Below are 13591 nucleotides of genomic sequence, written 5' to 3' on the forward strand. Positions count from 1 at the left end.
TGATCACCTGATCGAGCCCGAGGCCCCGGTGACGTCCGCGTCACCGGGGCCTCGTCGCGTCCGGGCCGCCGCCGCGCGTGCCAGGATGGTCGGCCGTGACTGCCCGACTGCTCAGCGCGCCCGTCGCCGTCGTCCCCGCCGTCGCCTGCCTCGCGCTCGCGACCGCCGGGTGCTCGGTGTCCGTCCGGGCGACCGGCGACGCCGGTCTGTCCCGCTCCGAGGTCGAGGCCCGGGTCGACGCGGTGCTCGAGGACCGCCTCGGCCGGGCGCCCGAGGCGATCGACTGCCCTGAGCCCCTGCTCCCGGAGGTGGGCGCCGAGGTGCGCTGCTCGGTCACCGTCGACGAGGACGCTGTCGGCGCGACCGTGACGGCGACCGCCGTGGAGGGCCGCGACCTCGAGCTCGACGTGGTCGTGGACGAGCGCGCGGCCTCGTGACCGGCGCCGCGGCGTCCGAGCTGCGCCGCGCCGTCGCCTCGCGCGTCGCGGGGACCCCGTACGAGCTGGTCGGCACCGAGGACGGCTTCGACCTGCGCATCCGGCTGGCGGAGGCGCGCTGGTACGGCCTGCTGAGCACGGCCGGCCGGAAGCGCGTCGTGCAGCACCGGGTCACGCTCGACGAGGCGCGCAGGCGGTACGAGATCCTCGACGACCTGTACGACGTGCGCTGGCACGTCGGCGCGGACGTCGCGGGTGGGCGGGTCCCGCGCCTGGTCGCGTCCGGGGAGAAGCGGCGGGTCACCGGCCGGGTGGTGTGGGAGCACTCGTTCGAGAAGACGATCGGCGTCGGCACGGAGACCAGGAAGCCGGAGGTGGTCGTCGACTACGTGTTCCGGGCGTCCGAGGGCCAGCGGATGATCCGGGAGCCCGCGACGACCCTCGGCTGGTCGGAGCGGTGGAACACCCCGGCGAAGGTCGGCCTCGTGCTCGGCGTCGTCGGCGGGGCCGGGGCCCTGGTCACGCTGGCCTCGATCCTGTGGGGGCTGGCGACGGGCCGGCTCGGCTGACCCGACGCCGGCCCGACAGCCGGCGTCAGGACCCCGCGATCTCCGCCCGCAGCTGGTCGAGCAGCGTCGCCAGCCCGTCGGCGAGCGCCTCGGCCTGCGCCCGGGTCGCGGTGGCCGACACCGTCCACACCCGGTCGGGGCCGCCGTCCCCCACGGGCACGGCCGCGAACTCCTGCACCTGCGTCATCGGCACCGCGCCGCCGTCGACCGTGGTGGTGAAGTGCACCTCCTGGGCGACCGCTGACTCGCCCTGCTGCTCGCGACGCACGACCACGACCTCCTGCTCGGTGGCCTCGATCGCCCGCACCGCCTCGGCGCCCAGCGCGACGACCAGCCCGGGGTCGGCCGAGCGCTGCACGCCCACGGTGACGTTGGCGGTGAAGCCCGCGTCGGGGGTCTCGTGCGCGGCGGCGAACGCGATGCCCGGCGTGCCGAGCGTCTCCGGCGGGATCAGGTGCCAGCCCTCGGGCAGCGGGGCGGCGTCCTGGGGATCGGTGGTCATGCGTCTCCTCGGTTCCGGGGCTCCGTCGAGTCTAGGTCGGCCACCCGGATAGCCTGAGCCGGTGCAGGTGGTCTCCGATCTGAAGCAGCTCTGGCCCCTCGTGGACTTCCGGCGGCTCCTCACGGTCCGCCTGGTCAGCCAGTGCGCCGACGGCCTGTTCCAGGCGGGGCTCGCGACGCTGTTCTTCTTCTCGCCCGAGAACGCGACGACCGCGACCGGCGTGGCCGCGGCGTTCGCGGTGCTGCTGCTGCCGTTCACCGTCGTCGGGCCGTGGGCGGGCGTCCTGCTCGACCGGTGGCGCCGTCGGCAGGTGCTGCTGGTCGGCAACCTGGTGCGCACCGGGCTGACCCTGCTGACCGCGCTGGTGATGGCGACGGCGGGGGTCGGGCCGGCCGTGTACGTGCTGGCCCTCGTGACGCTGTCGGTCAACCGGTTCCTGCTGTCGGCGCTGTCCGCCTCCCAGCCGCGGGTCGTCGCGGGTCCGCTGCTGCTCACCGCCAACTCGATCACCCCGACGCTCGGCACGGTGTCGTCCGGCGTCGGCTGGGGCATCGGGTTCCTGCTCGGGCTCGTCCTGCCGTCCGGCACCACCCGCGACGTCGCGTCGCTGGTGCTCGCGGGGGTGCTGATGACGACGGCCTCGCTGGTGGCCACCCGGCTCGGGAAGGACCTGCTGGGACCGGACGCCCGCGCCGACGCCTCCGAGATGCGCCGCGCGCTGGGGACCCTGGCCCGCGGGCTCGTCGGCGGCGCCCGGTACCTGGTCCGCCGCGGCACCCCCGCCCGCGCCCTCGGCGTGATGGCGGTGCACCGGTTCCTCTACGGCGCGGTGTTCATCGCGAGCCTGCTCATCTCGCGCAACCTGCTGTCGGACCCCGGCGACGCGCGGGCGGGACTGGTCACGTTCAGCACCGTGGCCGCCGTCACCGGCGCCGGCTTCGCCCTGGCCATCGTCGCGACGCCGATCGTGTCACCGCTCGTCGGCCCGCAGGGCTGGATCTCGATCTGCCTGGTCCTCGCCGCCGCGACCCAGGCGCTGCTCGCGATCACGGTCGCCTACCCCGCCGTGCTGGCCGGGTCGTTCGTGCTGGGCCTGGCGGCGCAGGGAGCCAAGATCGCCGTCGACACGATCGTGCAGCGGGACACCGCCGACGAGTTCCGGGGCCGGGCGTTCGCGCTCTACGACGTCCTCTACAACGCCGCGTTCGTCGGCGCGGCGGCGCTGGCCGCGGTCGCGCTGCCGGACACCGGCTGGTCCCGCGGGGTCTTCGCGCTGATCGCGGTCGCCTACCTCGCGACCGCCGCGGTCTACCGCACCCGCGCCACGGAGCCGGCCGAGGTCCCGGTCACCGCCTGACCGCCCGCCCGGTCAGGCCTGCCGGGCCGCCCACCACGACTCGAGCTCGGCGCGGGCGCGCTGCTCCCCCAGCGGGCCGTGCTCCATGCGCAGCTCGAGCAGGTGCTTGTACGCCTCGCCGACCTCGCGGCCCGGGCCGATGCCCAGGGCCGCCATGATCTGCGTGCCGTCCAGGTCGGGCCGGATCGACGCCAGCTCCTCCGCCTCGGCGAGCCGCGCGATCCGCTCCTCGAGGTCGTCGTACGCCTCGGACAGCCGGCGGGCCTTCCGCACGTTCCGGGTGGTGCAGTCGGACCGGGTCAGCCGGTGCAGCCGCTCCAGCAGCGGGCCGGCGTCGGTGACGTAGCGCCGCACCGCCGAGTCGGTCCAGGCGCCCTCGCCGTAGCCGTGGAACCGCAGGTGCAGCTCGGTCAGGCGCGCGACTGCCTGGACGGTCGCCTTGTCGAAGTGCAGCGCGCGGAGCCGCTTCGCGACGAGCTTGGCGCCGACGACCTCGTGGTGGTGGAACGAGACGCCGCCGCCGGACTCGAACCGGCGGGTCGCGGGCTTGCCGATGTCGTGCAGCAGCGCGGCGAGGCGCAGCACGAGGTCCGGACCGGGCACCGGGCCGTCGGGACCGGTCTCCAGGGCGATCGCCTTGTCCAGCACGGTGAGCGAGTGCTCGTACACGTCCTTGTGCCGGTGGTGCTCGTCGATCTCGAGCCGCAGGGCCGGCAGCTCCGGGAGCGCGTGCTCCGCGAGGCCGGTGTCGACGAGGACGCGCAGGCCGGGTCGGGGCTGCCGGGACATCAGCAGCTTGACCAGCTCGTCACGGACCCGCTCCGCCGAGACGATCGCCAGCCGGTCCGCCATGTCCGTCGCGGCCGCGAGCGTCGCCGGTTCCACGTGGAACCCGAGCTGCGCGGCGAACCGCGCGGCCCGCAGCATGCGCAGCGGGTCGTCGTCGAACGACTGCCGGGGGTCGACGGGGGTGCGCAGCACGCCGCGCGCCAGGTCGCGCAGGCCCTCGAACGGGTCGACGAAGGTGAGCTCCGGCAGCCGGATCGCCATGGAGTTCACCGTGAAGTCGCGGCGGGACAGGTCGCCCTCGAGCGAGTCCCCGAACGCGACCTCCGGCTTCCGGGAGGACGGGTCGTACGCGTCGGTGCGGTAGGTGGTCACCTCGACTACGACGTCCTCCGCGCCGCGGCGCCCGTGCCGCCGCGCGCCGATGGTGCCGAACGCCCGCCCGATGTCCCAGTGCGCGTCGCCCCACGCCGCGAGGATCCGCTCGGTCTCGTCGGGGGTCGCGGACGTCGTGAAGTCGAGGTCGGCGCTCGGCCGGCCGAGGAACGCGTCCCGCACCGGCCCACCCACCAGGGCGAGCTCGTGCCCCGCCGCCTGGAAGAGGTCGCCGAGCTCCAGCGCCGCCGGCGCGAGGCCCGCGATCACGCCGAGCGCGCGCTTCTGCAGCGCGAGCAGCGCGTCGGCGTCGACGGCGGAGCCTGCGCCCGCCGGGGCGGCACCGGTCCCCGCGTCCGGGGTGGGGTCGGGCGCGGTGCGGGGGGTCAGGTCGTCGGACGGCACGACGCCCAAGCCTGCCAGATCCGGGCCGCCGCCCGCCGACGCGGAGGTCCCGGGACGCTCCGCCGCCGGTCGGCGCGCACAGGTCCTCCACGCCGAGTCCGTCCGGCGCCCGTGACGGAGTCGTTACAGTGGCCTGCATGCCTGAGCACGCGCGCGCCCTGCCCCCGCAGGGCGTCCCCGCGCCGCCGGGCGGTCACGCGCTGCGGATCGACCCCCGGTCGACGCGCACGCGGCACCCGCACCTGCCCGTCGTCGAGGAGACCTCCGCCGGCGGCCTCGTCGTGCGGCTGGACGGCGGGCTGCACGTCGCCGCGGTGATCGCGCGCCGCAACCGCGCCGGCCGCCTCGAGTGGTGCCTGCCGAAGGGGCACCTCGAGGGCGAGGAGACGCCGGAGCAGGCCGCGGTCCGCGAGATCGCCGAGGAGACCGGCATCGTCGGCCGCATCGTGCGCCGGCTCGGCGTCATCGACTACTGGTTCACCGGGGACGACCGCCGCGTGCACAAGATGGTGCACCACTATCTCCTCGGGGCGGTCGGCGGCGAGCTGACCGTCGAGGACGACCCGGACGGCGAGGCGGAGGACGTGGCGTGGGTACCGGTGGTGGACCTGCCCGGGCGCCTCGCCTACCCCAACGAGCGACGACTGGCCGAGGCCGCGCACGTGGTCCTCGTCGGCGAGGCATGAGGCTGCGCGGCACGGCGGGGCGCGCACGAGCGGTCACGGCGGCGGTCCTGGCCGCCTGCGTGGTCGCGCTGTCCGGCGCCCCCGCGCTCGGGTCGGCCGTGGTCCCCGCCGCGGGCCCGGCGGGCGTGCCGGCCCCCGCCGCCCCCTCGACGGACGACCTGCCGCTGTCCGTCGCGATCACCGCCGTCGCGCCCCAGGTGCTCGAACCGGGCGACGACCTGACGGTGACCGCCACGCTGCGCAACGACGGCGACGAGGTCGTCGAGCAGCCCCGCGCGTCGGTGCGCATCTACCGCTACCGGATGTCCACGCGGGAGCAGGTCGCCGCCTGGGCCGACGCCGGCGACTCCAGCCCGATCGGCGACGTCGCCGCCACGACCACGCTCGACGCCCCGCTCGGGCCCGGCGCCACCACGACGGTGCAGGTGACGGTGCCCGCCGAGAGCATCGGCCTGCTCCGCACCGAGGACGCCTGGGGCCCGCGCGGGATCACGCTCGACGTCGGCGACGGGCGCAGCCGCGTCGGGCTGGACCGCAGCTACCTGCTGTGGGACTCCGCGGACGAGCTGCCCAGCGCGCACGTCGGCGTGCTGTCCGCCGTGGTCGGACCCGCGACCGACCCGTCGGTGGACGACGCGACGGACGACGCCGGCGACGACGCGGCGAGCGGCCCGAGCCCTTCGCCGTCCCCGTCCTCCGACGACGCCACGGAGCAGGGCGGCGACACGGCGGGCACCGACGACCGCCTCACCGCCCTCACCGCCGCGGGCGGCCGGCTCAGCAAGCTGCTGCAGGCCACGGCCGACCACCCGTTCGTGTCCTGGGCGGTCGACCCCGCGCTCGTCGACGGCGCCGCGGCCGGGACCCGGGCGGACCAGGCCTGGCTCACGGCGCTGACCGGCGCGGCCGAGGACCGCGAGGTCCTGCGGCTCCCGTGGGCGGACCCCGACCTCGCCGCGGTGGCCCACGCGGGCGCCGCCGACGGCACCGCCGACCTGCTCGCCCTCGCCCGCGGCGTCGCGTCGACGTCCGAGGCCGACCTGTGGGCCGACGCCGATCCGGTCCTCTGGGCCGCGGACGACGTGCCGGACCAGGTCACGGCCGCCCGCGCGGCGCAGTCCGACCCCGGGACGCCCCTGGTCGTCGGCCCCGACGCCATGCCCGCGCGGGGGTCCGAGGCGCCGAGCTCGCCCACCACGGTGGACACCACCGGCGGCTCCGTGACGGCCCTGGTCCCGGACCCGACCCTGTCCGACCTGCTGTCCGACCCCGCGACGTCCCAGCCCGGCGTCACCGCCGCGACCGCCGCGCAGCGCGTGCTCGCGGAGACCGCCGTGCTGGCCCGGTCCGACGACGCCCGCAGCACCTACGTCCTGGCGACGACGCCGCGGGACTGGCAGCCCTCGACCGCGATCACCCAGGCGCAGCTCGCCGCGCTGGGGTCCGCACCGTGGGTCGAGACGGCCACCGTCGCCGAGATGCTCACCGCGCACGCCGCCGGCCGCGCGGACGGGGACGACGCCGAGCGCGCCGCGCTGCCCGAGTCGCAGCGCACCGACACGGAGCTCACCCCCGCCTGGGTGAACGCGCTGGCTGCGCAGTGGCGCTCCGCGGGCGAGTTCGCGGCGGTCGTCCCCGACCCGGCCGCGCTGCTCCGCGGCCTGGACGCCGACCTCGTGGCCCCGCTGGCGGTCGCGTGGCGCGACGACCCCGACGGCCGGGCGACGGCGATCAACGACGCCATCGCCGAGTCGCAGCAGCGGCAGTCCGGGCTCGACGTGCTGCTCAACGAGCAGTTCACCGTCATCTCCAGCTCCGCGCAGATCAGCGTCGCCGTGAGCAACGAGCTGGACCAGCCGGCGCGCGTCCGGGTCGAGCTGCGCCCGCAGAAGGCCTGCCTGGACACCGCGCGGTCACCGGTCACCGAGGTCGCGCCGAACGCCGACACCACCGTGACGATGACGCTGCGCGCCAGCGCCAACTGCGACGTGACGGTCGACGTGTCGCTGGTGTCCGAGACGGGCCGCCAGCTCGCGACGCCGCAGCAGTTCTCCGCGCGGGTCGCGCCGACCATCGAGAGCGTCGGCGGCATCGTCGCCGGCGTGCTGCTCGCCCTGCTGCTCGCGTTCGGCATCTGGCGGACCGTGCGGCGCGGCCAGACCACGCGGCGCGGCGCCCGGGTGGTCCGGGACGCGACGGCCGACGGCGACGCGACGCCCCCGCCGGCTGGCGCGGCGCCGGCGCCCGAGCACTCCCCCGCCGACCGCTCCGCGGCCGCGCCCCCCGACCGACAGGACCAGCCATGACCTCCCCCGCCACCGGACCGGTCGCCGGCGACCCGGACGGCACCGCGGCCGGCGCGACGGCCGGTGGCGGCACGGACGCCGGGACCGGCGCCCCGGCCGGGACCGCCGTCCGCACACCGGGCCTCGGCCGGTCCTCGCTCATCATGGCGTCGGGCACCGCGGCGTCCCGGGTGCTCGGCGTCGTCAACACCGCCCTGCTCGGCTGGGCCATCGGCGTCACCGGGCACATCGCGAACGCGTTCTCGGTCGCGAACAAGCTCCCGAACACGCTGTACCTGCTGATCGCCGGCGGCGTGCTCAACGCGGTGCTGGTCCCGCAGGTCGTCCGCGCGTACCAGCGCGCCGACGGGCAGCAGTACGTCGACCGCCTGCTCACCGTCGGCATCGTGCTGCTCGGCGGGCTCACGGTCGTGCTCACCGCGGCCGCGCCCCTCTTCGTGGCGTTCTACTCCTCGTTCCCGGACCCCGAGGTCACCCGCGTCGCGACCGCGCTCGCGTTCTGGTGCATCCCGCAGGTGTTCTTCTACGGGCTCTACTCGCTGCTGGGTCAGGTGCTCAACGCGCGGGGCTCGTTCGGGCCGTACATGTGGGCGCCGGTCGTGAACAACGTCGTGTTCATCGCCGGGCTGCTCGTGCTCGCGCAGGTGTTCGGGCGGAACAGCGCCGGCGCCGACGTCGGCTCCTGGACCGCCGGCCAGACCGCGCTCCTCGGCGGCGCCGCCACCCTGGGCATCGTCGTGCAGGCGCTGGTGCTCCTCGTGCCGCTGTACCGAAGCGGGTTCCGGTACCGGCCCCGGTGGGGTCTGCGCGGGTCCGGCCTGGGCAGCGCGGGGCGGGTCGCCACCTGGACGTTCCTCGGGCTGCTGATCGGTCAGGTCGGCGTCTGGCGGATCAGCGTCGTCGCGAGCTCCGTGGCGACGGAGGGCGCGGCGGGCAACGCGGTCTACGACCGGGCCTTCCTCATCTTCATGCTGCCGCACTCGCTGGTGACCGTGTCGCTCGCGACCGCGCTGTTCACCCGGCTGTCGGGACGCGCCGCGGCCGGCGACACCGCGGCGGTCCGGTCGGACCTGTCCCTGGGCCTGCGCACGGTCGGCGTGTTCACCGTGCTGGCCACCACGGGCATCGCGGTCCTCGCGTTCCCGCTCGGCCGGGCGCTGTTCCCGGAGTCGCCGGACGCCGAGGTGCACGCGCTCGCGACGACGGTGGTCGCGCTCGTCCTCGGCCTCGTGGCGTTCGGCGCCTGGTCGCTGTGCCAGCGCGTCTACTACGCCTACGAGGACGCCCGGTCGATGGTGCCGGTCCAGGTGCTGATGGCGGTCGTGGTCGTCGGCGGCACGGAGCTCGGGCGGGCCACGCTCGACGACCGGTACTGGGTCGCGGCGGCCTGCCTCTCGATGGCCGTGTCCTACGCGGTCGGCGCGGCCGTGGCGCTCGTGTCCGTGCACCGGCGTCTCGGCGGGATCGACGGGCGGCGTGTGCTGGCGCTCCACCTCAAGGCGGGGGTCGGCGCGGTGCTCGCCGCGGGCGCCGGCCTCGGCCTGCTCGCCCTGCTCGGCCCGGTGGACACCTGGGGCCGCGCCGTGCTGGCCTGCGTGCTCGGCGCCGCGGTCATGTCGGCCGTGTACGTCGGCGTCCTGCTCCTGCTGCGCGTGCGCGAGCTGCGGTCGCTCGCCGCCCCGCTGCTGCGGCGGCTCGGGCGGTCGTGAGCCGTCGGGCGCGCCCCCGCGGGACGGTGCGCGGGCGGCCGCGCGTCGGACGCGGGACCCGCCCGCCCGTCTAGCATGACGGGGAGCCTCGGCCCCACCCGGCCGGGCTCGACGCACACCGACGACCGGACGGAGGACGAGTGGTGCAGGCCCGCCCCGGCGACCCCGGACGCCCCGACGCCCCCGCGCTCGGCCGGCTCGGCGGCACCGTCGCCGGTCGGTACCGGCTGGACGAGCGCCGCCCCACCGACCTGCCGTCCGCCGAGCGCTGGACCGCGACCGACCAGATCCTCGCGCGACCCGTGACCGTGACGCTCGTGTCCGGCGCACGGACCGCGGCGGTCCTGGACGCCGCGCGCCGCGCCGCGCTCGTCGTCGAGCCCCGCCTGGCCCGGATCCTCGACGTCGGCCAGGCCGAGGGCACCGGCTACGTGGTGACCGCCGCCGTGGACGGCCGCAGCCTCGCGTCGCTCGCCGGCCGGGCCCCCCTGCCGGCGGACCAGGCGCGCGCCGTCGTGGGCGAGGTCGCCGCCGCGCTCGAGGCCGCGCGCCGCCGCGGCGTGCACCACCTCGCGCTCCGCCCCGACGCCGTCGTGCTGACGGCGGGCGGTCGCGTCGTCCTCGAGGGCCTCGCGGTCGACGGGGAGCTGGTCGGCGCGTCCGGCGGCACCGCGCACGCGATGAGCCGCGCCGACGCCGTCGGCCTGGTGCGCGTGCTCTACGCCGCCCTCACCGGCCGGTGGCCGGCCGTGTCCGCCGCGGGGACCGGCGCGCTGCCGAGCTTCGCCGAGTGGTCCGCCGCCGGGACGGCGCCCGCGCGCGCGACCGTCGAGCTGGACGCCGGTCTGCCGCTCGCGCCCGAGCACGACGGCGCGCCGCTCCCGCCCGTCGACCTGGTGCCGAGCGTGCCGGCCGACCTCGACACGCTCTGCGCCGTGACGCTCGGGCCGCACGACGACGGGCCGCACAGCCCCGGCGAGCTCGTCCGCGAGCTCGAGCCCTGGCGCGCCGTCCGCGCCGACGAGATCTTCCGTGCCGCCGACGCCGGGCGCTGGCCCGCCCTCACGGGGCAGCCGCCCGCCGCGGCGGCCGCCGCGACCGCGACCGGCTCCGGCACCACCACCGCACCTCCGACGGGAAGCAGCCCGATGACCGACGACCAGAACCGCGCAGCGGACGACACGACGACCCCGGCGCAGGGCGGGGCGGCGGCTGCGGGTGCGGGTGCCGCTGCCGGCGCGGGTGCCGCCGCTGGTGCGGGTGCCGGGGCCGGCGCTGGTGCCGCCGGGCAGGCCGGCGCGGTGGGCGGGGCGACCGCCGCCGGTGCCGGTGCCGCGGGTGCTGCCGCGGGTGCCGCAGCGGGCGGCGTGGCCCGGCAGTCGGTGCGCTCCGCCTTCGGGTCGGGTGCGACCAGCGCGGGCGCGCGCCGCCCGGGGACCCCGCCGCCGGCGATCCCCCCGTCCGGCAGGCCGGCGTCCATCCCCCCGGCGGCCCGCGGCCCGGTCCGCACCTCGACGCGCGGGACCCCGGCGGTGCCCGCCGCCCGGCCCGCGGGCACCGACCCGGCCGCGGACGCCGCTCCCGCCGCCGCCTCGTCGACGGGGACGACCAGCCCGGCCCCGCTCTCGGCGCCGGACGCCGCGGCTCCCGCGGACGCACCCCGCTCCCCCGCCGACGCCCCGCCGGCCGTCCCGCCCGCCCGGTCCGGGTCCCCGGCGGAGCCCGCTCCCGCCACCGAGCCGAGCACCGCGGCGGCCGCGACGTCCGCGGCGCGGTCCGGCGCGGCGAGCACCGAGGACGGCGAGCCGGGCCCGGGCACCTCCGAGCAGCGCTCGGCCGCACCCGCCGAGCCCGCACCCGCCGAGCCCGCGCCCGCCGCGCCCGCACCCCGGGACGACGAGCCCGACGCCGCGGACCTCGCCGTCGCCGGTATCACGGGCGTCGGCGAGCAGCCGACCCCCTCGGATCCCGCCCCCGACGCCGCCGACGGCGCGGCCACGACCGCCGTCGCTCCCGTGCGTCGCACCAGCTCGGTGTTCGGCCGCACGACGGCCCGCGGCGCTGCGGCCTCGGCCCCGGGCACCGCTGCCGCGGCTGCCTCCCCCGCCGCCGAGGAGGCCGCACCGGGCGCCGCCGGCCCCGCCGACGGCTGGAGTCCTGCCGTCCCCGACGCCGCCGAGCCGCCCGTCTTCCCGTCGTTCGGCTCCGAGCCGACGCCGGCGGCCGACGAGCCCGTCGACGCCCCGGCCGACCGTCCGGCGTGGGACCTGCCCTTCGCCGCCGAGGAGCGGGCCGTTCCCGTGTCCCAGCGGCGCATCGACCCGACCCGCTGGGTGCTCGGCGGCGTCGCGCTGGCCGTGATCGTCGGCGTCGTCATCGCGATCGGCAACGTGCTGTCGCCGTTCAGCTCACCGGGCGACTCGGGCACCGAGGCCGCCCCCGCGCCTGTGACGTCCGCCCCGGCCGCCGAGGCGCCCGCGGAGGAGGCCCCGGCCGAGGAGCAGGCACCGGCCGCCGCCCCGCCCGTCGTCGCCGCGGTCAACAGCATCGACCCGTCCGACGGGGACGGGGAGCACGAGGAGCTGGTCGGCCGCCTCACCGACGGTGACCCGGCGACCTCCTGGTACACCCACACGTACAACCGGCCCGACTACGCCGGGTTCAAGGACGCCGTCGGCCTCGTCATCACGCTGCAGGCCCCCGCGACCGTCACGGCGATCACGCTCGACGTCAACGGGTCCGGCGGCGCCGTGGAGGTCCGGTCGACGGACGCCGCGAACCCGACGGCGGGCGACGTCCTGGCCTCCGGCGCGCTCGCGCCGCAGACCGTCCTGACCCTCGCCCAGCCGACCGAGACGCAGAGCATCGTGCTCTGGTTCCCCTCGCTCGCGCAGACGCCCGACGGCCAGAACCGCATCGAGATCACCAACCTCGCGGTGTCCTGACCGCGTCCCACCAGGCAGCACCGCGGCGCGGAACATCCCGCGCCTAGGATCTGTTCTCCGCAGCGACAGCAGAGTTCCCCGACCTCGAGGAAGCACCGTGACCGAGACCCCCGTCCGCGACATCGTCATCGTCGGCTCCGGCCCCGCCGGGTACACCGCCGCGATCTACGCGGCGCGCGCGGGCCTGGCCCCCTACGTGGTGGCCGGGTCGGTGACCGCCGGCGGCGCCCTCATGAACACCACGGACGTCGAGAACTTCCCCGGGTTCCCCGACGGCATCCTGGGCCCCGACCTCATGGACAACCTGCAGAAGCAGGCCGAGCGGTTCGGCGCCGAGGTGCTCTGGGACGACGCCGTCGAGCTCGACCTGGCCGGCCCCGTCAAGACCATCGTCACCGGCGGCGGCGAGACCATCCGCGCCCGCGCCGTCATCCTGTCGACCGGCTCCGCGTACCGCGAGCTCGGCCTGGACGACGAGAAGCGGCTGTCCGGCCGCGGCGTCTCGTGGTGCGCCACCTGCGACGGGTTCTTCTTCCGCGACCAGGACATCATCGTGGTCGGCGGCGGCGACTCGGCGGTCGAGGAGGCCACCTTTCTCACCCGGTTCGGCAAGTCGGTCACGATCGTGCACCGCCGCGACGAGCTCCGGGCGTCGAAGATCATGGCCGACCGCGCCAAGAACGACCCGAAGATCCAGTTCGCCTGGAACTCCGAGGTGGTGGGCATCCACGGCGACGAGAAGGTCACCGGCGTCACCCTGCGCGACACCGTGACCGGCGAGACCCGCGAGCACGGCGCCACCGGCGTGTTCGTCGCCATCGGCCACGTCCCGCGCACCGAGCTCCTGGCGGGCCAGGTCGACCTGGACGAGAACGGCTACATCGTCGTCGAGGGCCGGTCCACCCGGACCAACCTGCCGGGCGTGTTCGCCGCGGGCGACGCGGTCGACCACACCTACCGCCAGGCGATCACCGCCGCCGGCTCGGGCTGCTCCGCCGCGCTCGACGCGCAGCACTACCTGGCCGCGCTCGGCGACGTGGACCCGGCCTCCCCGGCCGAGATCCCCGCCGCCGTCGAGCGGGCCGACGTCGACGCCGCGGACGCGCTGGACGCGCAGGGCGCCGACACCGCCTCGGGCCGCGGCCGCCGCCGGGCACTGAGCCCGGGCGTGGCCGCCGCCCTCGCGGTGACCGCCGGCACCTTCGAGCGGGAGGTGCTGCGGTCCGAGCTGCCCGTGGTCGTCGACTTCTGGGCGGCCTGGTGCGTGCCGTGCCGCATGGTGACCCCCGTGCTCGAGGAGCTCGCGGTCACCTACGCGGGACGGCTCCGGTTCGTCGCCGTCGACACCGAGGCGGAGCAGGACCTGGCCGCGCGGTACAACGTCGTCTCGATCCCGACGCTGTACGTGTTCCACCAGGGCGACCTGGTCCGGACGCTGGTCGGGGCGCGCGAGAAGCGCGCCTACGCGGCCGAGCTCGACGCCGCGCTGGCCGAGATCGCCGCCTGGTGACGGC

Annotated in this window: 9 protein-coding genes and 2 pseudogenes; 9 read left to right on the top strand and 2 right to left on the bottom strand. The window is 77.0% G+C overall.

The annotated features are described in order from the left end of the window. The first annotated feature begins 95 nt into the window (after positions 1-95). Together FKM96_RS09785 and FKM96_RS09790 are read left to right on the top strand one after the other, a co-directional pair. Positions 96-437, top strand: a complete 342-nt coding sequence (locus FKM96_RS09785; RefSeq protein ID WP_168216940.1) for a DUF4333 domain-containing protein — start codon at positions 96-98, stop codon at positions 435-437. Then, complete coding sequence (locus FKM96_RS09790; RefSeq protein ID WP_147795069.1) at positions 434-1006, top strand: hypothetical protein; 573 nt, start codon at positions 434-436, stop codon at positions 1004-1006. The genes FKM96_RS09785 and FKM96_RS09790 overlap by 4 nt, the downstream gene beginning before the upstream one ends. Positions 1007-1031: 25 nt before the next feature. Here the strand turns inward: FKM96_RS09790 and FKM96_RS09795 are convergent, their stop codons facing one another. Further along, the gene (locus tag FKM96_RS09795) at positions 1032-1508 is read right to left on the bottom strand and encodes a hypothetical protein (protein ID WP_147795070.1); all 477 of its coding nucleotides are present in this window, start codon (positions 1506-1508) and stop codon (positions 1032-1034) included. A 61-nt stretch (positions 1509-1569) separates the two neighbouring features. On the opposite strand from FKM96_RS09795, the gene FKM96_RS09800 reads away from it, so the two are divergent. After that, complete coding sequence (locus FKM96_RS09800; protein WP_147795071.1) at positions 1570-2865, top strand: MFS transporter; 1296 nt, start codon at positions 1570-1572, stop codon at positions 2863-2865. Positions 2866-2877: 12 nt separating this feature from the next. Here FKM96_RS09800 and FKM96_RS09805 read toward each other — a convergent pair whose 3' ends face one another. After that, the gene (locus FKM96_RS09805) at positions 2878-4326 is read right to left on the bottom strand and encodes a CCA tRNA nucleotidyltransferase (protein ID WP_246855366.1); all 1449 of its coding nucleotides are present in this window, start codon (positions 4324-4326) and stop codon (positions 2878-2880) included. A gap of 242 nt (positions 4327-4568) precedes the next feature. On the opposite strand from FKM96_RS09805, the gene FKM96_RS09810 reads away from it, so the two are divergent. From FKM96_RS09810 to FKM96_RS21535, 6 genes and pseudogenes are all read left to right on the top strand, one after another. Next, positions 4569-5117 (top strand): NUDIX hydrolase, encoded by a 549-nt coding sequence (locus FKM96_RS09810; protein ID WP_147795072.1) that lies wholly within the window; start codon positions 4569-4571, stop codon positions 5115-5117. Then, positions 5114-7423: a DUF6049 family protein gene (locus FKM96_RS09815; RefSeq protein ID WP_147795073.1), complete on the top strand. Its 2310-nt coding sequence runs from the start codon at positions 5114-5116 to the stop codon at positions 7421-7423. The genes FKM96_RS09810 and FKM96_RS09815 overlap by 4 nt, the downstream gene beginning before the upstream one ends. Next, positions 7420-9132: a murein biosynthesis integral membrane protein MurJ gene (murJ, locus tag FKM96_RS09820; protein WP_147795074.1), complete on the top strand. Its 1713-nt coding sequence runs from the start codon at positions 7420-7422 to the stop codon at positions 9130-9132. The genes FKM96_RS09815 and murJ overlap by 4 nt, the downstream gene beginning before the upstream one ends. A 143-nt stretch (positions 9133-9275) precedes the next feature. Then, complete coding sequence (locus FKM96_RS09825; protein WP_147795075.1) at positions 9276-12077, top strand: protein kinase family protein; 2802 nt, start codon at positions 9276-9278, stop codon at positions 12075-12077. A 97-nt stretch (positions 12078-12174) separates the two neighbouring features. Then, positions 12175-13158 (top strand): annotated as a pseudogene (gene trxB / locus FKM96_RS09830) (thioredoxin-disulfide reductase); the annotation flags it as partial. A gap of 162 nt (positions 13159-13320) precedes the next feature. Further along, positions 13321-13587, top strand: a pseudogene (locus tag FKM96_RS21535) (thioredoxin family protein); the annotation flags it as partial. Positions 13588-13591 lie beyond the last annotated feature (4 nt).

Source organism: Cellulomonas sp. Y8, assembly GCF_008033115.1.
Taxonomy (GTDB): Bacteria; Actinomycetota; Actinomycetes; order Actinomycetales; family Cellulomonadaceae; genus Cellulomonas.

Excerpts from the sequence above, each read along its gene's own strand:
- FKM96_RS09795 (WP_147795070.1), bottom strand. The coding sequence starts at position 1,508 with ATGACCACCGATCCCCAGGACGCCGCCCCGCTGCCCGAGGGCTGGCAC.
- FKM96_RS09810 (WP_147795072.1), top strand. The coding sequence starts at position 4,569 with ATGCCTGAGCACGCGCGCGCCCTGCCCCCGCAGGGCGTCCCCGCGCCG.
- FKM96_RS09815 (WP_147795073.1), top strand. The coding sequence starts at position 5,114 with ATGAGGCTGCGCGGCACGGCGGGGCGCGCACGAGCGGTCACGGCGGCG.
- murJ (WP_147795074.1), top strand. The coding sequence starts at position 7,420 with ATGACCTCCCCCGCCACCGGACCGGTCGCCGGCGACCCGGACGGCACC.